This is a genomic window from Streptomyces alboniger, assembly GCF_008704395.1.
GTDB classification, from domain to species: Bacteria; Actinomycetota; Actinomycetes; order Streptomycetales; family Streptomycetaceae; genus Streptomyces; species Streptomyces alboniger.
Genome location: NZ_CP023695.1, coordinates 3942701 through 3969598 on the forward strand (window position 1 = coordinate 3942701; position 26898 = coordinate 3969598).

The 26898-nt window shown below is 68.9% G+C and carries 21 protein-coding genes; 14 read left to right on the forward strand and 7 right to left on the reverse strand.

The genetic code is table 11. The features are described from left to right. Positions 1-18: 18 nt before the first annotated feature. On the reverse strand, positions 19-309 hold the full coding sequence (gene rpsF, locus CP975_RS17510; RefSeq protein WP_016644628.1) for a 30S ribosomal protein S6: 291 nt from the start codon (positions 307-309) through the stop codon (positions 19-21). Positions 310-575: 266 nt separating this feature from the next. Here rpsF and CP975_RS17515 point away from each other — a divergent pair, with 266 nt between their 5' ends. The 3 genes from CP975_RS17515 to CP975_RS17525 all read left to right on the forward strand — a co-directional run bounded on the left by CP975_RS17515 (position 576) and on the right by CP975_RS17525 (position 3280). Then, on the forward strand, positions 576-890 hold the full coding sequence (locus tag CP975_RS17515; protein ID WP_055533044.1) for a hypothetical protein: 315 nt from the start codon (positions 576-578) through the stop codon (positions 888-890). A gap of 171 nt (positions 891-1061) precedes the next feature. Beyond that, complete coding sequence (locus CP975_RS17520) at positions 1062-2183, forward strand: lipid II:glycine glycyltransferase FemX (protein WP_055533046.1); 1122 nt, start codon at positions 1062-1064, stop codon at positions 2181-2183. A 65-nt stretch (positions 2184-2248) separates the two neighbouring features. Further along, positions 2249-3280, forward strand: coding sequence for an alanine racemase (locus CP975_RS17525; RefSeq protein WP_055533048.1), 1032 nt, complete (start codon positions 2249-2251; stop codon positions 3278-3280). 102 nt (positions 3281-3382) lie between these two features. Here CP975_RS17525 and CP975_RS17530 read toward each other — a convergent pair whose 3' ends face one another. Both CP975_RS17530 and CP975_RS17535 read right to left on the reverse strand, forming a co-directional pair. Next, positions 3383-4933 carry a glycosyltransferase family 87 protein gene (locus tag CP975_RS17530; RefSeq protein WP_425474322.1) on the reverse strand — a complete coding sequence of 517 codons (1551 nt, stop codon included), beginning with the start codon at positions 4931-4933 and terminating at the stop codon, positions 3383-3385. An 85-nt stretch (positions 4934-5018) separates the two neighbouring features. Further along, positions 5019-7775 (reverse strand): transglycosylase domain-containing protein, encoded by a 2757-nt coding sequence (locus tag CP975_RS17535; RefSeq protein WP_150477088.1) that lies wholly within the window; start codon positions 7773-7775, stop codon positions 5019-5021. A 374-nt stretch (positions 7776-8149) separates the two neighbouring features. On the opposite strand from CP975_RS17535, the gene CP975_RS17540 reads away from it, so the two are divergent. From CP975_RS17540 to CP975_RS17555, 4 genes are all read left to right on the forward strand, one after another. Continuing rightward, on the forward strand, positions 8150-8836 hold the full coding sequence (locus CP975_RS17540; RefSeq protein ID WP_055533050.1) for a PadR family transcriptional regulator: 687 nt from the start codon (positions 8150-8152) through the stop codon (positions 8834-8836). A 59-nt stretch (positions 8837-8895) separates the two neighbouring features. Next, positions 8896-9978, forward strand: a complete 1083-nt coding sequence (locus tag CP975_RS17545) for an inositol-3-phosphate synthase (RefSeq protein WP_055533052.1) — start codon at positions 8896-8898, stop codon at positions 9976-9978. A gap of 78 nt (positions 9979-10056) precedes the next feature. Continuing rightward, positions 10057-11313 carry an MFS transporter gene (locus CP975_RS17550; RefSeq protein WP_055533055.1) on the forward strand — a complete coding sequence of 419 codons (1257 nt, stop codon included), beginning with the start codon at positions 10057-10059 and terminating at the stop codon, positions 11311-11313. Positions 11314-11426: 113 nt separating this feature from the next. Beyond that, a complete protein-coding gene (locus CP975_RS17555; protein WP_055533057.1) occupies positions 11427-11930 on the forward strand; it encodes an LppU/SCO3897 family protein in 504 nt (167 codons plus the stop codon). Positions 11931-12035: 105 nt separating this feature from the next. On the opposite strand, the gene CP975_RS17560 is transcribed toward CP975_RS17555, so the two are convergent. After that, positions 12036-13478, reverse strand: coding sequence for a CCA tRNA nucleotidyltransferase (locus CP975_RS17560; protein ID WP_055533059.1), 1443 nt, complete (start codon positions 13476-13478; stop codon positions 12036-12038). 217 nt (positions 13479-13695) lie between these two features. Here CP975_RS17560 and CP975_RS17565 point away from each other — a divergent pair, with 217 nt between their 5' ends. The 7 genes from CP975_RS17565 (at position 13696) to trxA (ending at position 23559) form a co-directional block, all read left to right on the forward strand. Continuing rightward, positions 13696-16044 (forward strand): DUF6049 family protein, encoded by a 2349-nt coding sequence (locus CP975_RS17565; RefSeq protein ID WP_055533061.1) that lies wholly within the window; start codon positions 13696-13698, stop codon positions 16042-16044. Positions 16045-16091: 47 nt separating this feature from the next. Beyond that, complete coding sequence (murJ, locus tag CP975_RS17570) at positions 16092-18461, forward strand: murein biosynthesis integral membrane protein MurJ (protein WP_150477089.1); 2370 nt, start codon at positions 16092-16094, stop codon at positions 18459-18461. Positions 18462-18579: 118 nt separating this feature from the next. Further along, positions 18580-20292 (forward strand): protein kinase family protein, encoded by a 1713-nt coding sequence (locus tag CP975_RS17575; RefSeq protein ID WP_055527271.1) that lies wholly within the window; start codon positions 18580-18582, stop codon positions 20290-20292. Between the two features lie 66 nt (positions 20293-20358). Further along, positions 20359-21093 carry an RNA polymerase sigma factor SigM gene (sigM, locus tag CP975_RS17580; RefSeq protein ID WP_055527293.1) on the forward strand — a complete coding sequence of 245 codons (735 nt, stop codon included), beginning with the start codon at positions 20359-20361 and terminating at the stop codon, positions 21091-21093. Beyond that, complete coding sequence (locus CP975_RS17585; protein WP_055527272.1) at positions 21090-22040, forward strand: anti-sigma factor family protein; 951 nt, start codon at positions 21090-21092, stop codon at positions 22038-22040. Before sigM ends, CP975_RS17585 begins: the two co-directional genes overlap by 4 nt. Positions 22041-22224: 184 nt before the next feature. Continuing rightward, complete coding sequence (gene trxB, locus CP975_RS17590) at positions 22225-23187, forward strand: thioredoxin-disulfide reductase (protein WP_055527273.1); 963 nt, start codon at positions 22225-22227, stop codon at positions 23185-23187. A gap of 39 nt (positions 23188-23226) precedes the next feature. Next, complete coding sequence (trxA, locus tag CP975_RS17595) at positions 23227-23559, forward strand: thioredoxin (RefSeq protein WP_055527275.1); 333 nt, start codon at positions 23227-23229, stop codon at positions 23557-23559. A gap of 95 nt (positions 23560-23654) precedes the next feature. Here trxA and CP975_RS17600 read toward each other — a convergent pair whose 3' ends face one another. From CP975_RS17600 to CP975_RS17610, 3 genes are all read right to left on the reverse strand, one after another. Next, positions 23655-24272: a GNAT family N-acetyltransferase gene (locus CP975_RS17600; RefSeq protein WP_055527276.1), complete on the reverse strand. Its 618-nt coding sequence runs from the start codon at positions 24270-24272 to the stop codon at positions 23655-23657. Between the two features lie 307 nt (positions 24273-24579). Beyond that, a complete protein-coding gene (locus CP975_RS17605; RefSeq protein WP_055527277.1) occupies positions 24580-25695 on the reverse strand; it encodes a ParB/RepB/Spo0J family partition protein in 1116 nt (371 codons plus the stop codon). Continuing rightward, positions 25692-26768 (reverse strand): ParA family protein, encoded by a 1077-nt coding sequence (locus tag CP975_RS17610; RefSeq protein ID WP_150477091.1) that lies wholly within the window; start codon positions 26766-26768, stop codon positions 25692-25694. Before CP975_RS17610 ends, CP975_RS17605 begins: the two co-directional genes overlap by 4 nt. Between the last annotated feature and the right edge of the window lie 130 nt (positions 26769-26898).

A 26898-nucleotide genomic window follows, 5' to 3' on the forward strand; every position in this document is an offset into this window, starting at 1 on the left:
GCTGCTGAGCTAGAAAGCTCAGTGCATCTCGGGACGGAGGACCTTGGTCCGGAGGACCGACTCGTTCAGGTTCATCTGTCGGTCGAGCTCCTTGACGACCGCAGGCTCGGCCTGGAGGTCGATGACCGAGTAGATGCCCTCGGGCTTCTTCTTGATCTCGTAGGACAGACGACGACGGCCCCAGGTGTCGACCTTCTCGACCTTTCCGTTGCCCTCACGGACGACGGAGAGGAAGTTCTCGATCAGCGGGGAGACAGCGCGCTCCTCGAGATCGGGGTCGAGGATGACCATCACTTCGTAGTGACGCATGTGGAACCCACCTCCTTTGGACTCAGCGGCCACGGTCGTTCCGTGGCAGGAGGGTCGTGATGCGTACGCAACCGTATCGGCCGCCACTGACAATCGGCTCCCGCGAGCGGGAGCTCCTGCCGTGGCCCGGGCAGACACGGGTGCAGACGGTACAGACTACCCGCACCGAGGCTTCCGGTTGAAATCCGGCGGCGGACGGGCAGAATCTGTACACATCGGGTGTGTATGGCGCTACGATGCGCCGCTTTCCGCAGGAGGTGCCTCACATGGCACAGACGATGCGACACAACACCACTACTTCGCTCCTCGCCTCGGACGGCAGGTCCCATCCACTCCAGGACACGCTGGTCGGTGTGACCCTGGTGCTGGGTGCGATCGCCTTCGTGACGGCGATGTTCCACAACCTCCATCTGCTCAGCTCGTGGACGGGCCTGGTCGGGATCATCACCGGTGCGTACGGCCAGTTCATCTCGGTGACGACCCGAGAGCGCTTCGGCCTGATCCTGGGCATGGGCGCCTCGGCGATCGGGTTCTTCCTGGGCATGGCGCACGGCGGTCTCTTCGGCGGAATCGTCGGCTGACCGCCGCACGGCACCCCGTCCCGGTCCGGGGACAGGGACGGGGCCAGGGACGGAGCCGGGGGCGTAGGTTCCGTACGGCCAGACGGGGCGCTCGCAGGGCGCAGTAGGCTTCGGCGCGAGAGCCGGAGCCCCTGAACCCATGGGGACACACCAGCCCGAGGAGCGCCCCGAATGAGTCTGACCCTGAGGACCATCAGCCGCGAGCAGCATCTGGCGTACATCCAGACACTGCCGTCGGCGAGTCATTGCCAGGTCCCGGCATGGGCTGACGTGAAGAGCGAATGGCGCTCGGAGAACCTGGGCTGGTTCGACGACACGACCGGCCAGCTGGTCGGCGCCGGCCTGGTGCTCTACCGACAGCTGCCCAAACTGAAGCGGTACCTCGCGTACCTCCCCGAGGGCCCGGTCATCAACTGGTACGCCCCGAACCTCGACGAGTGGCTCCAGCCGATGCTGGCGCACCTCAAGCAGCAGGGCGCCTTCTCCGTGAAGATGGGCCCGCCCGTCGTGATCCGCCGCTGGGACGCTCCGGCGATCAAGGCAGGCATCCAGAACCCGGACGTGAAGCGGCTGCGGGACGTCGAGGCGACGTACATCGAGCCGCGTGCCTTCGAGGTCTCCGACCGGCTGCGCCGCATGGGCTGGCAGCAGGGCGAGGACGGCGGCGCCGGCTTCGGTGACGTGCAGCCCCGCTTCGTCTTCCAGGTGCCGCTGGCCAACCGCTCTCTGGACGAGGTCCAGAAGGGCTTCAACCAGCTGTGGCGACGCAACATCAAGAAGGCCGAGAAGGCGGGCGTCGAGGTCGTCCAGGGCGGCTACCAGGACCTCGCCGAGTGGCAGCGCCTCTACGAGATCACGGCCGTGCGCGACAAGTTCCGCCCGCGCCCGCTCGGCTACTTCCAGCAGATGTGGCAGGCCCTCAACTCCGAGGACCCCAACCGCATGCGGCTGTACTTCGCCCGGCACAACGGCGTGAACCTGTCGGCCGCCACGATGCTCGTCGTCGGCGGGCACGTCTGGTACTCCTACGGCGCCTCGGACAACATCGGGCGCGAGGTCAGGCCCTCGAACGCGATGCAGTGGCGGATGCTCCGCGACGCGTACGCCATGGGGGCCACGGTCTACGACCTGCGCGGCATCTCCGACTCCCTGGACGAGACGGACCACCTCTTCGGTCTGATCCAGTTCAAGGTGGGTACCGGCGGCGAGGCCGCCGAGTACATCGGCGAGTGGGACTTCCCGCTCAACAAGCTGCTGCACAAGGCTCTCGACATCTACATGTCGCGTCGCTGATCCCGCACAATTCGTTTCATCACTCTGATACACCGCAGACACGAGAAAGGTTCCGGGATCCAGCCATGGCGCTCACGCTCTATGTCGACACCGCGCGCTGGCGGGCACATCACAAGCACGTGCTGGAGCAGTTCCCGGGCATCGTCCCGGTCTGCAAGGGCAACGGCTACGGCTTCGGTCATGAGCGCCTGGCCGAGGAAGCCACGCGCTTCGGCTCCGACATCCTCGCCGTGGGCACCACCTACGAGGCGGCCCGGATCAAGGACTGGTTCGGCGGCGATCTGCTGGTCCTGACGCCGTTCCGGCGGGGCGAGGAGCCGGTGCCGCTGCCGGACCGCGTCGTTCGCTCCGTGTCGTCCCTGGACGGCGTGCACGGCCTCGTGGGGGCCCGTGTGGTCATCGAGGTCATGTCCTCGATGAAGCGCCACGGCATCAGCGAGCAGGAGCTCCCGCAGCTGCACGCCGCCATCGAGGACGTACGGCTCGAAGGCTTCGCGCTCCACCTGCCGCTGGACCGCACCGACGGCTCCGACGCCGTCGAGGAGGTCATCGGCTGGATGGACCGTCTGCGCGCCGCCCGCCTGCCGTTGCACACGATGTTCGTCAGCCACCTCAAGGCCCACGAACTCGCCCGTCTCCAGCAGCAGTTCCCGCAGACCCGCTTCCGGGCGCGCATCGGCACGAACCTCTGGCTCGGCGACCACGAGGCCACCGAGTACCGCGGCGCCGTCCTGGACGTCACCGCCGTCGCCAAGGGCGACCGCTTCGGCTACCGCCAGCAGAAGGTCGCGTCCGACGGCTGGCTGGTCGTGGTCGCCGGCGGCACCTCGCACGGCGTCGGCCTGGAGGCCCCGAAGGCGCTGCACGGCATGATGCCGCGGGCCAAGGGCGTGGCCCGCGCGGGCCTCGCGACCGTCAACCGCAACCTCTCGCCGTTCGTCTGGGCGGGCAAGCAGCGCTGGTTCGCGGAGCCGCCGCACATGCAGGTCTCCATCCTCTTCGTGCCCTCCGACGCACCGGAGCCCAAGGTCGGCGAGGAACTGGTGGCCCATCTGCGGCACACCACCACGCAGTTCGACCGCATGGTGGACCGCTAGCCCCAGCGGAAGGGCCGGACGCGACGCATGTCGTGTCCGGCCCTTCCGTCGTCAGCGGGGCCGTGAGCGGCCCTGTTCAGGGCGCGAGCGGCCCTTGTTCGCTCAGGGCGAAACCCCGTCGGTGGCCGTCCCCCACTTCACGAACGGCCCCTCACTGGAGTGCGCCACGGGCCGCCCGGGGAGTGCCGCCGTCCCCAGAATGAAGACATCCTCGGCCCCGTCCAGAACACCGCCCGCGGGGTCGTCGTCACCGCCCCGTCGCACCACGTCCCGCTCCGGCATCAGGATGTCGCGTACGACCACGGCGCACAGGTACAGCGTCCCCAGCAGGTGGACGACGATGGCCCCTTGGTAGCCCTCGGTGGGCAGCCCCTTGTGAGCGTCACCGCTCGTCGTGTACGCCAGGTACATCCAGATCCCGAGGAAGTACGCGACCTCGCACACCTGCCAGATCAGGAAGTCCCGCCAGCGCGGCCTCGCGAGCGCCGCGAGGGGGATCAGCCACAGGACGTACTGCGGTGAGTACACCTTGTTGGTGAGGATGAAGGCGGCGACCACCAGGAAGGCCAGCTGCGCGAAGCGCGGGCGGCGCGGCGCGGTGAGTCCGAGCGCGCCGATGCCCAGACAGGCGAGGAACATCAGCGCCATCGCCAGGGTGTTGACGGTGTCGGTGGCCAGCGGGGAGTCCATGCGCTGGTTGAGGATCAGCCAGAAGGACCCGAAGTCGACACCGCGTTCCTTGCTGAACGTGTAGAACTTCGACCAGCCGTCGCCGGCGAGCAGTATCACCGGGAGGTTGACGGCGAGCCAGGTGCCCGCCGTGCCGAGCAGCCCGATCCCGAACTCCCGTCCCCGGCCCGCCCGCCAGCACAGGATCAGCAGCGGCCCGAGCAGCAGCACGGGGTAGAGCTTGGCCGCTGTCGCGAGCCCCAGGAGGACGCCGAAGGCGAGGACGCGCGCGCGTGACCACATGAGCATCGCGGCGGCCGTCAGGGCGACGGCGAGCAGGTCCCAGTTGATGGTGGCCGTCAGGGCGAAGGCCGGTGCGAGGGCGACGAGCAGCGCGTCCCAGGGGCGGCGCCGGTGTGTGCGGGCGACACAGACGGCGACGACCGCCGTGCAGGCCATCAGTATCCCCGCGTTGACCATCCAGTAGATCTTCTCCTGGTGCTGGATGGATCCGCTGCCCGGCGTCACCCAGGAGGCCATCTCCATGAACATCCCGGTCAGGACCGGGTATTCGAGGTACTCCATGTCGCCGGGCAGCTTGTCGAAGTACGGCAGGAGACCGTCCGCGAAGCCGCGGCCCTGGTAGAGGTGCGGGATGTCCGAGTAGCAGGCGTGCGTGTACTGCGAACTCGCGCCGACGAACCACGCGCCGTTGTAGCACGGCATCTTCTGGACCATTCCGAGCGCGAACATCCCGATCGCAACGAGCGCGATGATGCGTACGGGAGACCACCAGGTCGGGGCGGACAGCGCTCTGCGGCCGAGCGGACCGCCGAGCAGCTCGCTGCCGGCCCGAGCGAGCTCGTCCTCCTTCGTCGGCCGCACCGGCTCCGGTTCCTGCGGGCTCACGGGCGCGTGCACGCTCGTGCTCGGCGTCTCTGCGCCGGGGCCGGCGCTGCGGTCTGCACTGGGCATGCCCGCCATCCTGCCGTACGCGACTGAGAACACGGAGAGGGCCGCCACACCGGTCGGTGTGGCGGCCCACGTTTCACGTGAAACATCCCGCGGCTCAGCCTGTTGGGCCGCCGAAGATCGCTCCGCCGTTCTGGTTTCCGTTGTTGGTGCCGGGCGGATCATCCGTGGGAGGCGGTGATTCCCCGCCCGGTCCGCCGTCGGCGCCACCGTCCTCGGAGCCGCCGTTGGCGCCACCGTTGTCGTTGCACTCCCAGTCCCACTGGCTACAGGACTCCTCGGGGTCGGGCGACTGCGTAGCGGGGGGCTTCGTCGTCTCCGTCTCCGTGGGTGTCGGGGACGAGGGCTCCTCCTCCGGTTCCTCGGTCGCCGTGGGACTCGGCGGCGGGGGCGGCGTCTCACCGACGACCTCACCGATCGCTTCCGGCACGGGGAAGGGCTCCACGGGCTCGCCCTTGAGTGCCTTCGCCATGTAGTCCTGCCAGATCTGGGCGGGGAACGAGGCGCCGTGGATCTTCTCCTCGCCGCCCGTGCCGAACATCTCCAGGAACTCGCGCTTCTTGTTGGCCTCGTCGTCGTCGAGTCGGTACATGCTGACCGCCGTCGACAGCTGCGGGGTGTAGCCGACGAACCAGGCGGACTTGTTGCCGTCGGTCGTACCGGTCTTGCCGGCGACCGGGCGGTTGCCCAGCTGGGCCGAGGTGCCGGTGCCCTTCTCCACCACGGTCCGCAGCACGTCGGTGACGTTGTCCGCGACCTTGGAGGTGAAGGCCTGCCGGGTCTCCTTCTCGTGCCGGTAGACCGTGTCGCCCTTGTGCTCGACCTTGGTGACCGAGTACGGCTCGTTCTGCTTGCCGCTGGCCGCGAACGTGGAGTACGCCCCGGCCATCCGGATCGCGCTCGGCGACGAGGTGCCGAGGGAGAAGGAGGGGTAGTTGGCGCTGGCCATGGAGCTGTCGTCCTTGAGGCCCGCGTCGATCGCCGCCTCCTTCACCTTGTTCAGACCGACGTCCATGCCGAGCTGCACATAGGCGGAGTTGACGGACTCCCTCATCGCCTCGCGGAGGTCAATCTGATAGCTGGGAGGGTTGTACGACTGGTCTCCGTCGTTCTTCTGGTTCCACTGCTTGCCCTCGCGGTCGGTCCAGACGCTCCCGTCGTAATTCTGGATCTTCAGCTCGTTCTTGCCGCTGTACCGGCTCTTGGGGTTGACGATCTTGCGCTCGATCTCGCTCTGCGTCTCCGCGCCCTCGGGATCGCGCACGCCGTACTTGAAGGCGGCGGCCAGCACGAACGGCTTGTACGTCGAACCCACCTGGGCGCCGGTCTGGTCGGCGTTGTTGGTGAAGTGCTTCGTCGCGTCGACACCGCCGTAGATCGCCTTGATCGCGCCGTCCTCGGGATCCACGGACGCGCCGCCGAACTGGACGTGCGTGTCCTTGTCCGGGCGCAGCTTCGGCTTGATCTTCTCCTTGCGGACCTTGTTGACCGCCTTCTCGAGCTCGTTGACCTTCGTCCTGTCGAAGGTCGTGTGGATCTCGTAGCCACCCCGCTGCAACTGCTCGGCAGTGATCTTGCCGTCCCGGATGACGTACGCCTTGGCCAGGTCCACGAGGTAACCGGTCTGGCCGCCCAGCTGGGTGTTCGACCGCGGGTTCTGCAACTTCGGGAAGTCCTGGTACTTGTCCCGCTCCGCGCGGGTCAGCCGGCCGTCCTTGACCTCCTCGTCGAGGATCCACCTCCACCGCTTCTTGGCGCGCACGGTGTTGTCTTCCTTGTTGGCCGCGGGGTCGATCTCGGGATAGCCGGCCGGGTCGTAGTACGTGGCGCCCTTGAGCACCGTCGCGAGGAGCGCGCACTCGCTCGGGTTCAGCTTCCTGGCTTCCTTGTCGAAGTACGCCCGCGCCGCCGCCTGGATGCCGTAGGCCCCACGGCCGTAGTAAGCGGTGTTGAGGTAGCCGGCCATGACCTTTTCCTTGGGCTCGGTCCGGCCGACCTTTATGGAGATGAAGAGCTCTTTGAACTTCCGGCTGAACGTCTGGGACTGGTCGCCCAGGCGCGCGTTCTTCACGTACTGCTGGGTGATCGTGGAGCCACCCTGGGTCTGCCCGCCCTTGGCCATGTTGACCACGGCACGCGCGATGCCCATCGGGTCGACGCCCTTGTCGCTCTCGAACGTCTTGTTCTCCGCCGACATGACGGCGAAGCGCATCTCCTTGGGGATGTCGTCGTAGTCGATGATCTGACGGTTGCGCTCACCGCCGGTGGCGACCATCTGCTTGCCGTCGGCCCAGTAGTAGACGTTGTTCTGAGCCTCGGCCGCCTTGTTGACGTCCGGCACCTCCACCAGCGCGTACGCGATGCCGGCGACCGCCATCAGACTGCCGACGAAGCTAAGGAAGAGGCCACTGACCAGGCGCCACGACGGAATCCAGCGCCGCGCACCACGCCTGCCCGCGCGCGGGTAGTCGATGAACCGCCTCTTGCCGGACGGTTCGGGACCACGACCCCGGCCGCGCCCCGCGCCGCCCGGACCACCGGCCCCGCCGCCGCCCCGGCGCCCACCACCACCGGCGCGCCCGCCACCGGCGGCGTCGGCCGCCCTGCGGCGGCCGCCTCCCGTGCCGGCCGAACCGCTGCGTTGCGCGGCGCGACGGGCCTCGGCCCGGCCGCCGTAGGGCCGGCCCTCCTCGTCCGGGGCCCCGGACCCATGCGCCCCATAGGAGGAAGCGGACGGTCCAGTGGCATCTCTCGGCGCCGCACGGCGGCCCGACGACGCTCCTTGGGCGCCACGCCTGGCCGCGGCGCGTCCGCCGCCCTGCGGCTGCGGCGGTTTGCGACGGTGCTCGCTCATCGAACGATTACTCCTCGGGCAGGCGCAGCTGTCCGCGCCTGGAAACGGCGGCTGGTTTCCGGTCCCCCCGAAGTACGGATGCGCACGATCCGGCGCTCACCCGCACTACACCGGGGACGACGACGCTCCCTGGCGTCACTTGGTTCCCGGCGGCATGCATGGCGCACAGACTACGCACCGTCAAAACCCTCGTAGAGCCGAAGTTCACCCCAAATCAGGCAACTTACTTCCTACGAATCGGTGATGTGACGCCGTTCACCGTGCCCCCTCTTGTCTCAACCGGATCACCGTTCTATCGTCTCGATGTATCGAGTCGATACATCAGCTCGGCATAAAGGCCGTACTGAGGGGACCTCGGCAGACGGGAGGCGAAGATGAGCAGGCGCTCCGGCATCCTGGAATTCGCCGTCCTCGGCCTCCTCAGAGAGTCTCCGATGCACGGCTATGAGCTGCGGAAACGGCTCAATACGTCGCTGGGGGTGTTCCGCGCCTTCAGCTACGGGACGCTCTACCCCTGCCTCAAGACGCTGGTCGCCAACGGCTGGCTGATCGAGGAGGAGGGCAGCACCTCCGAGGACGCCCTCGCGGCTCCGCTCACCGGGCGACGCGCCAAGATCGTCTACCGGTTGACGGCGGAAGGCAAAGAGCACTTCGAGGACCTGCTCTCGCAGACCGGCCCCGACGCGTACGAGGACGAGCACTTCGCGGCCCGCTTCGCCTTCTTCGGACAGACCTCACGGGACGTACGCATGCGGGTGCTGGAGGGCCGCCGCAGCCGCCTCGAGGAGCGTCTGGAGAAGATGCGCGCCTCCCTGGCCCGTACCCGGGAGCGCCTGGACGACTACACGCTTGAGCTACAGCGGCACGGCATGGAGTCCGTGGAGCGCGAAGTGCGCTGGCTGAACGAGCTCATCGAGAGCGAGCGAGCGGGACGGGACCAGCAACGGCCCGCCCGCGGAAGCTCCGCTCAGCAGGACAGCACATCTGGGGAGTCGGCGGGCCTGCCCCGGCGGCGGGACAACGACCCGCCGCCGGATCCGTCCGACGACCCCGCCAAGTGAGACCCAGCGTTCCGCGGGGTTTCAACCGGAATACCGAGAACACACAGGGAGCAACCGGAATGGGTTCGGTTCGCGTAGCCATCGTCGGCGTGGGCAACTGCGCCGCCTCGCTGGTCCAGGGCGTCGAGTACTACAAGGACGCCGACCCGGACGCCAAGGTCCCGGGCCTGATGCACGTCCAGTTCGGCGACTACCACGTCGGTGACGTCGAGTTCGTCGCCGCCTTCGACGTCGACGCGAAGAAGGTCGGCCTCGACCTCGCGGACGCGATCGGCGCCAGCGAGAACAACACCATCAAGATCTGCGACGTGCCGAACACCGGCGTGCAGGTCCAGCGCGGCCACACCCTCGACGGCCTGGGCAAGTACTACCGCCAGACCATCGAGGAGTCCGCCGAGGCGCCGGTCGACATCGTCCAGATCCTCAAGGACCGCAAGGTCGACGTCCTCGTCTGCTACCTGCCGGTCGGGTCCGAGGACGCCGCGAAGTTCTACGCGCAGTGCGCCATCGACGCCAAGGTCGCGTTCGTCAACGCGCTGCCGGTCTTCATCGCCGGTACCAAGGAGTGGGCGGACAAGTTCACCGAGGCCGGCGTCCCGATCGTCGGCGACGACATCAAGTCGCAGGTCGGCGCCACCATCACGCACCGCGTCATGGCGAAGCTGTTCGAGGACCGCGGTGTCCGCCTTGAGCGCACGATGCAGCTCAACGTCGGCGGCAACATGGACTTCAAGAACATGCTCGAGCGCGACCGCCTCGAGTCCAAGAAGATCTCGAAGACGCAGGCCGTCACCTCGCAGATCCCCGACCGCGAGATGGGCGAGAAGAACGTCCACATCGGCCCGTCGGACTACGTCGCGTGGCTCGACGACCGCAAGTGGGCGTACGTCCGCCTCGAGGGCCGCGCCTTCGGCGACGTCCCGCTGAACCTGGAGTACAAGCTCGAGGTCTGGGACTCCCCGAACTCGGCGGGTGTCATCATCGACGCCCTGCGCGCCGCGAAGATCGCCAAGGACCGCGGCATCGGCGGCCCGATCCTCTCCGCGTCCTCGTACTTCATGAAGTCCCCGCCGGTGCAGTACTTCGACGACGAGGCCTACGAGAACGTCGAGAAGTTCATCAAGGGCGAGGTCGAGCGCTAAGCACCCTCTCCTTGTGGCGTGTTGAGGGTCCCCGGGCGTTTTGCCCGGGGACCCTCCTCGTATGTGAAGGTGGGGGCCATGGCTGTCGTCGGTGACCTGCGTGTCCTCCTGCGTCTGCGGGATTTCCGGCGGCTGCTCGCCGTACGGCTGATCTCCCAGAGCGCGGACGGCGTCTACCAGGTCGCGCTCGCCACGTACGTCGTCTTCTCACCGGAGAAGCAGACCTCGCCCGGGGCGATCGCCTCCGCGATGGCGGTACTGCTCCTTCCGTACTCGCTGATCGGCCCCTTCGCGGGCGTTCTCCTGGACCGCTGGCAGCGCCGGCAGGTCTTCCTCCACGGGAACCTCCTGCGCGCCGCGCTGGCGGCGCTGACCGCCGTGCTGATGCTCGGCGGTGTCCCCGACTGGCTCTTCTACGCCTCAGCGCTCTGCGTCACGGCCGTCAACCGCTTCGTCCTCGCCGGTCTTTCGGCCGCGCTGCCGCGGGTCGTCGACGCCGACCGTCTGGTCATCGCCAACTCCCTGTCGCCGACCGCGGGGACGCTCGCCGCGACCGCGGGCGGCGGCCTCGCTTTCGTGGTCCGCCTGTCGGGGTCGGACTCGGACGCGGCGGTGGTCCTCCTCGGGTCCGCCCTGTACCTCTGCGCGGCGTTCGCCTCGCTCCGCATGACACGCGAACTGCTCGGTCCGGACCTCGGCTCGGTGCGGCCCCGGCTCGGGGAGGCGCTGGCCGGCACCGCACGCGGCCTGGCAGGGGGAGTACGGCACCTGGCGGAGCGCCCCGCGGCGGCCCGCGCGCTGGCCGCCGTGACGGTGCTCCGGTTCTGCTACGGCGCACTGACGGTCATGGTCCTGATGCTGTGCCGGTACGCCTGGACGTCGTCGGAGTCCGACGGGCTCGCGCTGCTCGGGCTCGCCGTGGGCATCTCCGGTGCCGGGTTCTTCGCCGCGGCCGTGGTGACGCCGTCGGCGGTCGCGCGGCTCGGGGCGGGCGGATGGATCGCCGCCTGCGCGGGTACGGCGGCGGTGCTCGAACCGGCCCTCGCCCTCTCCTTCGCACCGGCCCCGCTGTTGGTCGCCGCCTTCGTGCTCGGTCTGACGACCCAGGGCGCGAAGATCGCCACGGACACGGTGGTGCAGTCCGCGGTGGACGACGGCTTCCGTGGCCGGATCTTCTCCCTCTACGACGTGCTGTTCAACGTCGCCTTCGTGGGCGCGGCGTCAGTAGCAGCCCTGATGCTGCCGCCTGACGGCCGGTCGGTTCCGCTGGTCGTCACCGTGGCATTGCTCTACGCAGCAATTGCGGTGGCTATGACCCGGTTTGACGTGCAGTAAGTGTCACATCAGTGCCACAGAGCCGCTCTGGGCTTCAGAGATGCCAGTGGACCCCGATAACTTACGGGCGTCTTATCCGGCCATCGCGCTCTCGTTCGAGGGGACCCTCAAAAGTGACCACTCCGCCGCCCCAGGGCCAAGCTCCGTACCCGCCCCAGGGCCAGAACCCGTACGGCCAGCCCCCGGCCGGTGCGCCGTACCCCCCTCAGCCGGGCCAGCAGGGCATCCCGCAGCAGCCTTACCCGGCGTACAACCAGGGCGGGCCGGTTCCTCCGCCAGCTGCTCCGAGCCGGGGCGGCCGCGCCAAGAAGTTCATCCTACGCATCGTCGGCTTCATCCTCGTCGCCATCCTCATAGCCGTCGGCAAGTGGTACTTCGGACAGAGCGACGCCGAGACGACCTCCGTGGGCAGTTGCATGCACAACAAGGGCACGCAGGGCACTCCCGACCTGGAAGAGGTCGACTGTTCCTCCAGCGACGCCGAATTCAAGGTGGTCGAGAAGTTCGACGACACCAGCGACAGCACCAAGTGCGAGGCCGTCAAGACCTCCGAGATCGCCTACTACCAGCAGGGCAAGGGGCACAACCTGGTGCTCTGCCTGAAGAGGACGAAGTAGGGGGACAGCCGAGGGGCGCTGGTTCACGGTTTCACGTGAAACAGCGCCCCTCGGCGTATACCGGTCAGGTGGTGTGTTTCACGTGAAACACACCTAACGACCGGCTCAGTCCTGCGCCGCCCACCACTCCTTGAGCGCCGCCACCGCCGCGTCCCGCTCCATCGGACCGTTCTCCAGCCGCAGTTCCAGCAGGAACTTGTAGGCCTTGCCGATGGCCGGTCCAGGGCCGACGTCCAGGACCTTCATGATGTCGTTGCCGTCCAGGTCGGGGCGGATCGAGTCCAGCTCCTCCTGTTCCTGGAGGCGGGCGATGCGCTCCTCCAGGCCGTCGTACGCGCGCGACAGGGCGTTCGCCTTGCGCTTGTTGCGCGTCGTGCAGTCCGAGCGGGTCAGCTTGTGCAGGCGCTCCAGAAGGGGGCCCGCGTCCCGTACATAGCGACGTACGGCCGAGTCCGTCCACTCGCCCGTGCCGTAGCCGTGGAAGCGCAGGTGGAGCTCCACGAGGCGCGAGACGTCCTTCACCAGCTCGTTGGAGTACTTGAGCGCCGTCATGCGCTTCTTGACCATCTTGGCGCCCACCACCTCGTGGTGGTGGAAGGAGACCCGGCCGTCGCTCTCGAAGCGCCGCGTCTTCGGCTTGCCGATGTCGTGCAGCAGCGCCGCGAGCCGCAGCGTCAGGTCGGGGCCGTCCGTCTCCAGCGCCATCGCCTGCTCCAGGACGATCAGCGAGTGGTCGTAGACGTCCTTGTGCCGGTGGTGCTCGTCCCGCTCCAGGCGTAGGGCCGGCAGCTCCGGCAGGACCCGTGCGGCGAGCCCCGTGTCGACGAGGAGGGCGAGGCCCTTGCGCGGGTGGGCGGAGAGGATCAGCTTGTTCAGCTCGTCCCGTACGCGCTCCGCGGACACGATGTCGATGCGCTCGGCCATCGCCTTCATCGCGGCGACCACCTCGGGCGCCACCTCGAAGTCCAGCTGCGCGGCGAACCGCGCCGCCCGCATCATCCGCAGCGGGTCGTCCGAGAAGGACTCCTCGGGGGTACCGGGAGTGCGCAGGACGCGCTCGGAGAGGTCCTCCAGACCGTCGTGCGGGTCGACGAACTCCTTCTGAGGGAGCGCCACGGCCATCGCGTTCACGGTGAAGTCACGGCGGACGAGGTCTTCCTCGATGGAGTCGCCATAGGAGACCTCGGGCTTGCGCGAGGTCCTGTCGTACGCCTCCGACCGGTACGTCGTGACCTCGATCTGGTAGCCCTCCTTCTGGCAGCCGACCGTCCCGAAGGCGATCCCGACCTCCCACACCGCGTCGGCCCACGGCCGGACGATCTTCAGTACGTCCTCGGGGCGGGCGTCGGTCGTGAAGTCCAGGTCGTTGCCGAGCCGGCCGAGGAGTGCGTCCCTGACCGAGCCACCGACCAGGGCGAGAGAGAACCCGGCCTCCTGGAAACGGCGGGCGAGATCGTCCGCGACAGGGGACACACGCAGCAGTTCGCTGACCGCGCGGCGCTGCACCTGGCTCAGTGCGCTGGGATTGTCTTCGTTGGCGTTCGGCACAACAGAAAAGGGTACGTGCCCCGGGCGCCGGGAGCCGACCCGATTCCCGCCCGGCCGCCCACGGCCCGTGGCGCCGGCCGTTCACGACCCGTGGCACCGCCCCCGGCCGGGTCTTCCGATCCCGTGGAGCAGTCCGCGGCACTTCGCCCCAGCGCGCATCGTTACCATGCGTGGACGCACAACCGACGACCACTGACGACGAGGGACGGGCGAACGCGTGGCCGAGGCGGCAGACTTCCCGGGGACAAGCCCCTCACCTGCCCGCCGGTGGCTGCGGCGCACCGCCGCACTGCTGGTGGGCACTCCTTTGCTGGCGGGCCTCCTCCAGGCCCCGGCAGGCCCTGTCGCGCATGCCGCTGTGCCGGGCGCGATGGCCGACGCCACCGGTTCCAGGACCGTCGACGTGTCGCTGGACGCGCTCACCCCCACCGCCCCCGATGAGGGGGACACCCTCACCGTCTCCGGCACCGTCACCAACAACGGCAAGCAGACGGTGACCGGCGCCCAGGTCGGACTGCGGGTGGGACCGACCGTCAACGGCCGGAGCGAGATCGACCGCGCCTCGAAGCGCACGGGCTTCCAGCCGGGGGCCGACGGCACCGAGGTCGGCGGCAAGTACGTCGACAAGTTCGCCAAGCTCGCGCCGGGTGTCCGGCAGGACTTCAGCATCTCCGTGCCCGTCAAGGCCCTGGACCTCGGCGCGGACGGCGTCTACCAGCTGGGCGTCGCCCTCACCGGTCAGAGCGCCGCACAGCCCTATCCGCAGGTGCTCGGGATCGAGCGCACGTTCCTGCCGTGGCATCCCGGGGCCGCTGACACGAAGACGAAGACGACTTATCTGTGGCCGCTCATCTCCGACACGCACCTCACGGCGAAGACGGAGTCCGACGAACAGCAGACGGCCGTCTTCAAGAACGACGACCTGGCCGACGAGCTCGCCTCGGGCGGGCGTCTACAGCAGCTTCTGTCCCTCGGCAGCGACCTCGACGTCACCTGGGTCATCGACCCGGACCTGCTCGCGTCCGTCGAGGCGATGACGAAGGGCTACCGGATCCAGAATCCTGACGGGAAGACCACCAGGGCGGGCAAGCACCAGGCGGTGGCCAACGAATGGCTCAACGACCTGGAAGCCGCCGTCAAGGGCAAGAAGGTCGTCGCGCTGCCCTTCGCCGACCCCGACCTCGCCTCCCTCGCGCACAACGGCAGGGCGGTCACCGGCTCCCTCAGTCACCTCAAGGAGGCCACCGACGCCGGGTCCAAGGCGGTGGAGACGATCCTGCACGTCAAGCCGAGCACGGACTTCGCGTGGCCCGCCGAGGGCGCGATCGACCCGTCCATCGTCGACGTCTCCACCTCCGCGGGCGCCCACACGGTGATCGCCCGCAGCGACAGCATGCGCGAGACCAGCGGCCTGACGTACTCGCCGACCGCGGCCCGGCCCATCGGCGGCGGCACGACCGCCGTGGTGGCCGACGCACGGCTCTCCACGGTCTTCCAGGGCGACATGACGGAGGCCGAGAACTCGACGCTCGCCGTCCAGGAGTTCGTCGCCCAGAGCCTGATGATCAACCTCCAGAACCCCTCCAAGCAGCGCAGCATCGTGGTCGCCCCGCAGCGGATGCCCTCCGCCAGCCAGGCCCAGACCATGGCGAAGGCGCTCACGGCCCTCCAGGAGGGGCAGTGGTCGCAGTCCGAGCAGCTGACCGCCGCGACGAAGGCGAAGCCGGACCCGCAGGCCACGACCCGGGTCCCGTCGGCCGGGGCCTACCCCGCCTCGCTGCGCAAGCAGGAGCTGCCCCAGTCGGCTTTCGAGTCGATCCGGGACACCCAGAGCATGCTCGAACGCTTCCAGGTGATCCTCACCGAGAAGGACCGCGTGGTCACGCCCTTCGGGCGGGCCATAGACCGTGAGATGTCCACGTCCTGGCGCGGCCACGCGCAGGAGGCGGACAGGTACCGGGGCGGCGTCGGGAGCTATCTGCGGGAGCTCACCGGACAGGTGGCCCTGATCCAGCGGTCCGACGCGAAGCTCTCCGGACGCAGCGCGACCATCCCGGTGTCGGTGCAGAACAACCTGGTGCAGGGCGTCGACCATCTGGTCCTGCGCCTGTCCTCGCAGAACCCTACGCGTCTGAAGATCGGCGACGGGCAGTACGAGGAGCACCCGGTCAAGATCGCGGGCGGTCACTCCCAGTCGGTGAAGTTCACCACCACGGCCAACGCCAACGGCCCGGTCCCGGTCTACGCCCAGCTCTACACGGAGGACGGGGAGCCGTACGGCGATGCCGTCCGCTTCGAGGTCAACGTCACCGAGGTCACGCTGACGGTGATGCTCGTCATCGCCGGCGGCCTCCTGCTGCTCGTACTCGCCGGTTTCCGGATGTACACCCAGCGCAAGCGCGCGGCGCGCAAGCAGGCCGCTCAGGAAGGCCCGGACGAGGGTCCCGACGGCGGATCCGGCACCGAGTCGGGGGAAGGTGACCCCGGGCAGCCGAGTGACCCGACACCGGACACCGCACCGGAAAGCACCGACCCTTCTGACACGGGTGAGAGAGTGGACCGTTGAGCGATGTCGTGGCCGGTGGGCCCGGGGACGATGAGGTGGGGTAAACCATGAACGCGCCGTACGACGGTGACCGTGGCCAGGGCTCGGGCGGCTCTGCCTCGCCCGAGGGCCCTCCTGCGGGCTCTGCCGACCACGAGCAGCAGGTTCCGCCGCAGCCCGCGCCCGACATGTACCTCCAGGACGCCTACGACCAGGATCCCTACCGGGCGCAGGACCTCTCCGCCCAGGATCCGGTGACCGAGGCGCTCTACGACCGCGCGGCACACCCCCCGCCGCCGCCCGGCACCTATCAGCACCAGCCGCTGTACGGGCAGCCGCCCAGCCCCGAGCACGCCCCCGACCCCCGCGTGTGGGCCCAGACCCCGGCCCCCGAGCCGGAGGGCCCGACCCGCCACCTCCCCTACGGCGACGACGTCCGCACGACACAGTTCGTGGGCGTCGACGACCTGGTGACCCAGGCCGGCGAGGAGTACCACGAGCCGGACGCCTTCGCGCATCTCTTCCGCGACCAGCAGCCCGGCGGGTACCACGGCCAACAGGTCGGCTACCAGCAGGGTGGTTACGCGCAGGACAGCGGCTATCCGCAGGACAGCGGCTATCCGCAGGGCAACGGCTACTCCCAGGGCAACAGCCACCCGCAGGACAGCGGCTACCCCCAGGACGGCGGCTACCAGCAGCCCGTCAACGGCGCCTACGCACCCGCCGACCAGCCGATCGTTCCCGCCCCCGCGCCGCCCGCTCCCGCGCCCCCTGCCGCCGCGCCGGTCCCCGCCCCGAAGTCGGGCGGCCGGGCGGCGGGCCTGCTGAAGTCCAGCGCCGTCATGGCGGCGGGCACGCTCGTCTCACGCCTCACCGGCTTCATCCGCTCCGCCCTGATCGTCTCGGCGCTCGGCGTCGGCCTGCTCGGTGACACCTTCCAGGTCGTCTACCAAATCCCGACGATGATCTACATCCTCACCGTCGGCGGCGGCCTCAACTCCGTGTTCGTCCCGCAGCTGGTCCGCTCCATGAAGGAGGACGAGGACGGCGGCGAGGCCTACGCCAACCGCCTGCTGACCCTCGTCATGGTGGCGCTCGGAGCGCTCACCGTCCTGGGCATCGTCCTGGCCCCGCAGCTGGTGCGCGTGATGTCCGTCCCGGTCGCGAACAACGCCGACGCCACCGCGGTCGGCACGACGCTGCTGCGCTACTTCCTGCCCTCGATCTTCTTCATGGGCATCCACGTGGTGATGGGCCAGATCCTCAACGCCCGCGGGAAGTTCGGCGCCATGATGTGGACCCCGGTCCTCAACAACATCGTCATCATCGCCACGCTCGGCATGTTCATCTGGGTCTACGGCACCGCGGCGACGTCCGGCATGACCGTCACGAGCATCCCGCCGGAGGCGGAGCGCCTCCTCGGCGTCGGAGTCCTGCTCGGGCTCGTCGTGCAGGCGCTGGCGATGATCCCGTATCTGCGCGAGACCGGCTTCAGGCTCCGTCCGCGCTTCGACTGGAAGGGCCACGGCCTGGGCAAGGCCGCCAAGCTCGCCAAGTGGACGATCCTGTTCGTACTCGCCAACCAGGCGGGCGCCCTCGTCGTCACCCAGCTGGCCACCGCCGCCACCGTCGACCTGCCCTCGGTGAGCGGCATCGGCTTCGCCGCCTACGCCAACGCCCAGCTCATCTGGGGCCTCCCCCAGGCGATCATCACGGTGTCCCTGATGGCGGCCCTGCTGCCCCGGCTGTCCCGCTCGGCACAGGACGGGGACACCGGATCCGTCCGCGACGACATCTCACAAGGACTGCGCACGACGGCGGTCGCGATCGTTCCCATCTCCTTCGGGTTCGTCGCGCTCGGGATCCCGATGTGCACGCTCATCTTCGGCTCCTCGGGCAGCGACCAGGCCACGAACATGGGCTTCATGCTGATGGCCTTCGGTCTCGGCCTGATCCCCTACTCCGTGCAGTACGTCGTGCTCCGTGCCTTCTACGCCTACGAGGACACGCGCACGCCCTTCTACAACACGGTCATCGTGGCGGCCGTGAACGCCGCCGCCTCCGGGGCCTGCTACCTGCTCCTGCCCACCCGCTGGGCGGTCACCGGCATGGCGGCCGTCTACGGCCTCGCGTACGCCATCGGCGTGGGCGTCGCCTGGCGGCGGCTTCAGAAGCGGCTCGGCGGCGACCTGGACGGTGCCCGTGTGCTGCGTACGTACGCACGGCTGGGCATCGCGGCGTGGCCCGCGGCGGTCCTCGGCGGCGGCGCCGCGTACGCCATCACCAAGGCGCTCGGACAGGGCGTCCTCGGTTCGCTCGCGGCACTGGTCGCGGGCGGCGCCGTACTGATCGGCGTCTTCTTCGTCGCGGCCAAGCGCATGCGCATCGAGGAGATCAACTCCATGGTCGGCATGGTCCGCGGCCGTCTCGGTCGCTGAGATGAGGAGTACCGCACAACCATCGCCAGGCACCGCGTGTCGTGCATAGCACTGGACTGTGGGCACAATTGGCTTTGGCGTCTGACGAAGCGCAATGGATGGGGAGGCAGGAACGACGGTGGCGGAACGGAGCACGGCTGCCGTCGACGTGGCAGACAACAGCGGTGATGAGCCGCTGACCGCCAAGGCGGAGCAGCCCACGGCCGACGGGGTGGCCCAGACCCGGGAGCGGGACACGGCAGCGGACGAAGAGGCGGCGGAGAACGAGAAGCCCATGAGCCGTGGGGCCTCCTCACCCCCGGAACTGCACAGTGGCCACAAGCTCGCCAGGCGTTATCGCCTCGAGGAGTGCGTCACCCGTCTGGACGGTTTCAGCAGTTGGCGGGCGGTGGACGAGAAGCTTCGCCGCGCCGTCGGCGTGCACCTGCTGCCGGCGGACCACCCACGGGCCCGCTCGGTGCTGGCGGCGGCCCGTTCCTCGGCCCTCCTCGGCGACCCGCGGTTCGTCCAGGTCCTGGACGCGGTCGAGGAGAACGACCTCGTCTACGTCGTCCACGAGTGGCTTCCGGACGCCACAGAACTGACGGCCGTCCTCGCGGCGGGCCCCCTGGAGGCACACGACGCCTACCAGCTCGTCAGCCAGATCTCCCAGGCCATGGCGGCGGCACACCGCGAAGGACTCGCCCATCTGCGGCTGACGCCGAGCGCCGTGCTGCGCACCTCCTCCGGCCAGTACCGCATCCGCGGCCTCGCGGTGAACGCCGCGCTGCGCGGCATCAGCTCCGACACCCCTCAGCGCACGGACACGGAAGCGATCGGCGCCCTCCTGTACGCCTCGCTGACCCAGCGCTGGCCGTACGAGGACGACGCCTACGGCCTCTCCGGGCTGCCCAAGGACATCGGCCTCATCGCCCCCGACCAGGTGCGGGCGGGCGTCCACCGGGGCCTCTCCGAGCTGGCCATGCGGGCGCTGGTCAACGACGGCGCGACCGCGTCCCGGCAGGACCCGCCGTGCACGACTCCGGAGGAACTGGTCAAGGCCATCGGCGAGATGCCCCGCATCCGCCCGCCGGAGCCCGTCTTCACCGCCCCGCCCGAGTACCAGCGCACGACGTACCAGCAGGGCAGCTACGGCCGCCCCGCGGCTCACCCGGGCGTGACCCAGCCCGTGGCCGCCCCGCCGCCCCCGCTCCAGAGCCGCACCGGCAAGGCCCTCAAGTGGGCCGTGTCCGCCCTCCTCATCGCCGCCCTCGGCCTGGGCAGCTGGCAGCTCGCGGACGCCCTCATGAACCGCGAGAAGTCCGGGGACGCCAACGAGACGCAGACCACCCGGGGCGACGACAAGGACCGGCCCAAGCCCAAGAAGCCGGTCAGCATCAAGGGCGCCCAGGAGTACGTACTGGAGGGCTATCCCCAGGACCCGGAGGACGTCGACAACACCTACGACAAGGACCCGGCCTCACTCTGGCGCACCAAGACGTTCAAAGACGGCCCGAGGCTCGCCCCCTTCAAGCCCGGTGTCGGTATCGTCTACGACCTCGGCTCGAAGCAGGACGTCTCGGCGGCGTCGATAGCCCTTGAGTACGGCGGACCCCACACCACGGTGTCGCTGTACGCCGCTGATTCGCTCTCGCCGTCGACACCGATCGACTCCATGAAGAAGATCGGCACCACCACCACTTCGGACACCACCGCGAAGATCGTGGCCAAGAAGCCCGTGAAGTCGCAGTACGTCCTCCTGTGGATGACCGCGGTGCCGTATTCCGGCGTCCACGGGTACAACCGGGCAGGATTCAAGCAAGCCATCACGGACGTGAAGTTCAAGGGCTGAAAGATCGGCTCGGCCAAGCTCACTGGGGGGAGGGGTCCGACGGTGGACAGCACCACGCTGGGTGACATGAACGACCAGGACCTCCTCGCCCGCCACGTCGCGGGGGACAAGGACGCCTTCGGTGAGCTCGTTCGACGCCACCGCGACCGGCTGTGGGCCGTGGCGCTGCGCACCCTCGGGGACCGCGAGGAGGCCGCTGACGCGGTGCAGGACGCCCTTGTCTCCGCCTACCGCGCGGCGCACACCTTCCGCGGTCAGTCCGCCGTGACGACCTGGCTGCACCGGATCACTGTGAACGCCTGCCTCGACCGGGCCCGCAAGGCGGCCTCCCGCAAGACCTCCCCGATCGACGACACCGAGCGTCTCGAACAGCTTCTGGAGCCGGAGGAATCGGCGGCTGCCCCCGCCGAGCGCAACGATCTGCACCGGGAGCTTCTCGAAGCCCTAGGCACACTCCCCCACGACCAGCGCGCCGCTCTCGTCCTGGTCGACATGCAGGGCTACCCCGTCGCCGAGGCCGCCAGCGTCCTGGACATCCCCACCGGCACGGTCAAGAGCCGCTGCGCCCGCGGGAGAGCCCGACTGCTGCCGCTGCTCACTCATCTGCGCACAGAGACACGTACGCAGACGCGTAAGGAGCCCCGTCAGCGGAAAGAGGACAGCGGCGAGGACGACGAGAGCAAGAAGCCCGGCTCGGGAAGGAACCGGACGCAGGGGACATCCGTCCCACCGGCAGCAGGGCCACGGGATGCAGGACCAAGCGATTCAGCTGCTGTGAAGGGCGGAGGTGGGCGAGCGTGACAGCCACGACCGACTCGGCCGGGCATCCGGAGGTCGCAGAGATCTCCGACCTGACCGAAGGCCTGCTCTCCCCGTCGCGCACGAGCGAGGTGCGTCGGCATCTGGACGGCTGTGAGCTGTGCGCCGACGTCTACGCCTCCCTGGAGGAGATCCGCGGCATGCTCGGCACCCTGCCCGGCCCGCCGCGCATGCCCGCCGATATCGCGGGGCGCATCGACGCCGCCCTGGCGGCTGAAGCCCTGCTGAGCGCCACCGCTCCGGAAGAGCTGCCCTCCACGGACGAAGTACCCGAGCCCGCAACCTCCGCTCAGGTCTCCGCCTCGTCGCGTGTTTCACGTGAAACATCGCCCGCCTCCGCCCCCGGTGCCTCCACCGACCGCCCCACTGGGCGTCCGCGAGGGGCCACCGGCCCGGGGCGCGGCTCCCGACTGCGGCGCACCCGCCGTCGTACCGCCGTGCTCGGTGCCGTCTTCACCGCGGCCGCCATCGGCCTCGGCTCTCTGTTGATGCAGACCATGGGCAGCGGCTCGGACGGCACGTCCGCCGGTCACCGGGACACAGCGGACTCGTTCTCCGAAGGGAAGCTCAAGGGGCAGGTGGCCGACCTTCTCGCCAAGCGCCCCGTCAAAGAACTGCGCGGCGAGAAGCCGGATAAGACCGAGCGGTCCTTTGATACGCGTTCGAGTCCGGCCTCCCCGAAGGCCGATTCACCGATGCGCGAGGCAGCGGTCCAGGTGCCCGACTGCATCCAGCGCGGTATCGGCGCCAGGACACCGCTCGCCGCCGAGGAGGGCTCGTACGACGGCAAGCGTGCCTACCTCGTCGTGGTGCCCCATGATTCCGACGCCGCCCAAGTCTCCGCCTACATCGTCGACGCCGCCTGTGTGGGCAAGTCCTCCCCGTCCGCGGGCAAGGTCCTGCTGACCCACTCCTACCCTCGGGGCTGACGCATCCGGGCTGCCTCGGTCGGGGGACCAGTGGTGCGGGGCACCCTCCCGCTCTGACACGCTTCCGTACGCACGGACCCGTCGGGGAATGCACGCCCCGTAGGATCCGTTGGGTGGGGTGAGAGACCTGAGACAGGCACCCGCCAGCAGTACGCAGCAGTCTCCAGAGACGAGGAATCAAGCCGTGACCGACGTCCGTAACGTGATCATCATCGGCTCCGGGCCCGCCGGCTACACGGCGGCGCTCTACACCGCGCGCGCGTCGCTGAAGCCGCTGGTGTTCGAGGGCGCCGTCACCGCAGGCGGTGCGCTGATGAACACCACCGAGGTGGAGAACTTCCCCGGCTTCCAGGACGGCGTCATGGGCCCCGAGCTCATGGACAACATGCGCGCCCAGGCCGAGCGCTTCGGCGCCGAGCTGGTGCCCGACGACGTCGTCGCCGTCGACCTCAGTGGTGAGATCAAGACGGTGACGGACACCGCGGGCACCGTGCACCGTGCGAAGGCCGTGATCGTTACGACCGGCTCCCAGCACCGCAAGCTCGGCCTGCCGAACGAGGACGCCCTCTCCGGACGCGGCGTCTCCTGGTGCGCCACCTGCGACGGCTTCTTCTTCAAGGACCAGGACATCGCCGTGATCGGCGGCGGCGACACCGCGATGGAGGAGGCGACCTTCCTGTCGCGCTTCGCCAAGTCCGTGACGATCGTGCACCGCCGCGACAGCCTGCGCGCCTCCAAGGCGATGCAGGAGCGCGCCTTCGCCGACCCGAAGATCAAGTTCGTCTGGGACAGCGAGGTCGCCGAGATCAAGGGCGAGCAGAAGCTCTCCGGCCTGACGCTGCGCAACCTCAAGACGGGTGAGACGTCCGAGCTGCCGGTGACCGGCCTGTTCATCGCGATCGGCCACGACCCGCGCACGGAACTGTTCAAGGGTCAGCTCGAGCTGGACGACGAGGGCTACCTCAAGGTCGAGGCTCCCTCGACCCGCACGAACCTGACCGGTGTCTTCGGTGCGGGTGACGTCGTCGACCACACGTACCGCCAGGCGATCACGGCAGCCGGCACCGGCTGCTCCGCCGCCCTCGACGCCGAGCGTTTCCTCGCTGCCCTCGCTGACAGTGAGACCGCCGCGGCTGCCACCGTCTGACCCCCATCTTCCCCACCGCACCAAGTTAAGGAGACTGCCGTGGCCGGCACCCTGAAGAACGTGACAGACGCCTCCTTCGAGGAGGACGTCCTCAAGAGCGACAAGCCCGTACTGGTGGACTTCTGGGCCGCCTGGTGCGGCCCGTGCCGCCAGATCGCCCCGTCTCTCGAGGCGATCGCGGCCGAGCACGGCGACAAGATCGAGGTCGTCAAGCTCAACATCGACGAGAACCCCGGCATCGCGGCCAAGTACGGCGTCATGTCCATCCCGACGCTGAACGTGTACCAGGGCGGCGAGGTGGCCAAGACGATCGTCGGCGCCAAGCCGAAGGCCGCGCTGGAGCGCGACCTCGCGGACTTCATCGCCGAGTAATCAGCGACGACGTTTCACGCGACGGGCGATGTTTCACGTGAAACACGAATGGACCAGTCCCTCCTTGGAGGGCTGGTCCATTCTGCTGTCCGACGTCAGAGCGGTCGGAGCACAGGCTCCTTCTGTACCGCTCCAAGAAGGCGATCGATAGCCAGCTCGACGTCTTCCTTCCAAGAAAGCGTCGTCCGCAGCTCCAGTCTCAACCGCGGATAGGCGGGGTGCGGGCGGACCGTCTTGAAGCCCACCGCCAGAAGGTGCTCCGCGGGCAGCAGACACGCGGGCTTCTCCCACCGAGCATCCCCGAAGGCCTCGATCGCCTTGAAGCCCCGGCGCAGCAGATCCTTGGCCACCGTCTGGACGACCACCCGGCCGAGGCCCTGCCCCTGGTACTCGGGCATGATCCACGCTGTCATGAGCTGGACGGCATCCGGAGACACAGGGCTCGTGGGGAACGCGGTGGAGCGCGGAACGTACGCGGGAGGTGCGTAGAGCACGTAGCCCACCGGCACATCGTCGACGTACACGACCCGGCCGCAGGACCCCCACTCCAGCAGGACCGCGGAGATCCACGCCTCCTTCTCCAGCTCTGGCGTGCCCGCCTTTACCGCGGCTTGGCCGCTGACCGGGTCCAGCTCCCAGAAGACGCACGAGCGGCAGCGCGTGGGGAGGTCCGGGAGGTTGTCCAGCGTGAGCGGTACGAGCCGACGCCCCATGAAGGCGGTTCCTCACTTTCCTCGCCCGCCGCGCTGCGGGCGGCTGTCAGAGCGCTGCGTTCCCGGAGCAGGCTGCCGACGAACCCGCCGACCGCTCCCAGCCCCAGGCCCGCGGTCATCAGTCCGGTGCGGCTCATCGATCGCATGGCCCCCGCCTCCCCAATGAGGTGCCGTCAGGTGGATGCGCCATACCCGAACGCATCGTATCCACGAAGTGATTCCATCGATACCGCAGGAAAGCAAAGAGCGGGCCGTGTTCCGGTGCAGACCGGACACGGCCCGCTCTCGCGAGTCCGTCCCTTGTGACTCAGGCCCTGTCGTCCTCAGCGGCGTCTTCCGAGGCGTCCTCGGCCTGCCCGTTCTGAAGGACAGGCCCCTCGCCCGGAGCCAGCGTGCTGAGAATGCGCTCCAGGTCCTCCAGGGAGGCGAAGTCGACGACGATCTTGCCCTTCTTCTGGCCCAAATCCACCCGCACCCGGGTCTCGAACCGGTCCGAGAGCCGGGTGGCGAGGCTGCTCAGCGCCGGCGAAAGCCGGGCACCGGCACGCGGCCCCTTGGCCTTGGGAGCGCTCTGCGGCCGTGACCCCATGAGGGTCACGATCTCCTCGACGGCACGCACCGAAAGGCCTTCGGCCACGATCCGGTGAGCCAGCCGGTCCTGTTCCTCCGAGTCCTCGACGGAGAGCAGCGCGCGGGCGTGCCCCGCGGAGAGAACCCCGGCGGCCACCCTGCGCTGCACGGCCGGCGAGAGCTTCAGCAGGCGCAGCGTGTTGGAGACCTGCGGGCGGGACCGGCCGATGCGGTCCGCCAGCTGGTCGTGCGTGCAGTTGAAGTCCTTGAGCAACTGGTCGTAGGCGGCTGCCTCTTCCAGAGGGTTCAGCTGGGCGCGGTGCAGGTTCTCCAGCAGCGCGTCCAGCAGGAGCTTGTCGTCGTCCGTGGCCCGCACGATCGCCGGGATACGCTCCAGGCCCGCTTCACGGCAGGCCCGCCAGCGCCGCTCGCCCATGATGAGTTCGTAGCGCGCGGGGCCCAACTGCCGTACGACGACCGGCTGGAGAAGCCCGACCTCCTTGATGGAGGTGACCAGCTCCGCGAGAGCGTCCTCGTCGAAGACCTCACGAGGCTGCCGCGGGTTGGGCGAGATGAAGTCGAGCGGCAGCTCGGCGAAGTGCGCACCGGCCACCGGAGCGTTCTCCAGGGCCTCCACGGACCGCTGGGCCGGCTCCGCCGTTTCGTGTGAAACAGGGCTCTGCGGAAGCGCGGTCACCTTCGCCGCGGCCACTCCCCGCTCGGCAGTGAGTACCGGCACAACCGTGGGGGACGTCGAGGCTCCCGCCGCGCTCTGCGACACCTGCTTCTCTGTCGGGGCCGCAGGGATCAAGGCACCGAGGCCTCGCCCCAGTCCCCTCCGTCGCTCGCTCACTGCATCCCCTCCGTCGTGCTGTGCTGGTCGTTCTGAGCGCCCGCGTGGGCGTGTTGGACGTCGTAGCGCACTCCGACTCCGCGCAGCGCGATCTCGCGTGCCGCTTCGAAGTAGGAGAGGGCGCCGCTCGATCCCGGGTCGTAGGTGAGCACCGTCTGGCCGTAGCTCGGAGCCTCCGAGATGCGGACCGAGCGCGGGATGCTGGTCCGCAGCACCTCGCCGCCGAAGTGGTTGCGCACCTCGTCCGCCACCTGGGAGGCGAGCCGGGTCCTGCCGTCGTACATGGTGAGCAGGATCGTCGAGACGTGCAGGTTGGGGTTGAGATGGCCCCGCACGAGGTCGACGTTGCGCAGGAGCTGGCCGAGCCCTTCCAGTGCGTAGTACTCGCACTGGATGGGGATCAGCACCTCCGCGCCGGCCACCAGGGCATTGACCGTCAGCAGTCCGAGGGACGGCGGGCAGTCGATGAGGATGTAGTCCAGCGGCTGCTCGTAGGCCTGGATGGCCCGCTGAAGCCGGCTCTCCCGCGCCACCAGGGACACCAGCTCGATCTCCGCACCGGCGAGATCGATCGTGGCCGGGGCGCAGAAGAGACCCTCGACGTCCGTCACCGGCTGAACGACGTCGGAGAGCGGCTTGCTCTCGACCAGGACGTCGTAGATGGACGGCACTTCGGCGTGATGGTCGATACCGAGAGCGGTGGAGGCGTTGCCCTGCGGGTCGAGGTCGATCACCAGGACGCGGGCGCCGTGCAGAGCGAGCGAGGCGGCGAGATTGACGGTTGTCGTCGTCTTGCCCACCCCGCCCTTCTGATTGGCGACCACCATGACACGGGTCTGCTCGGGGCGTGGCAGGCCTTCGCCCGCGCGGCCGAGGGCTTCCACCGCCAGTTGGGCAGCACGACCGATGGGGGTGTCGTCCATCGGGGTCGGTGTTTCACGTGAAACATCCTCCCCCGCCGATTCGGTACGGGGACCGGGGACCGGATCGGTCATCGGTCCCGCGATGTTGGCGTCGGACCGCAAGGATTCACTCTCCTCGACATCAGGCTCGCAATGAACAGAGCCTCCCATGCTTTGAGGGTCATGAACCAGCGAGGCCCGGTCTTCTGTGGACGAATCCCCCTCTGTGGACAACTCCGTGCCCTTATCGAGGGACCCAAGTGGTCGACGTTCGCGAGGTTCCGCGGCGCGGCCGCGACTG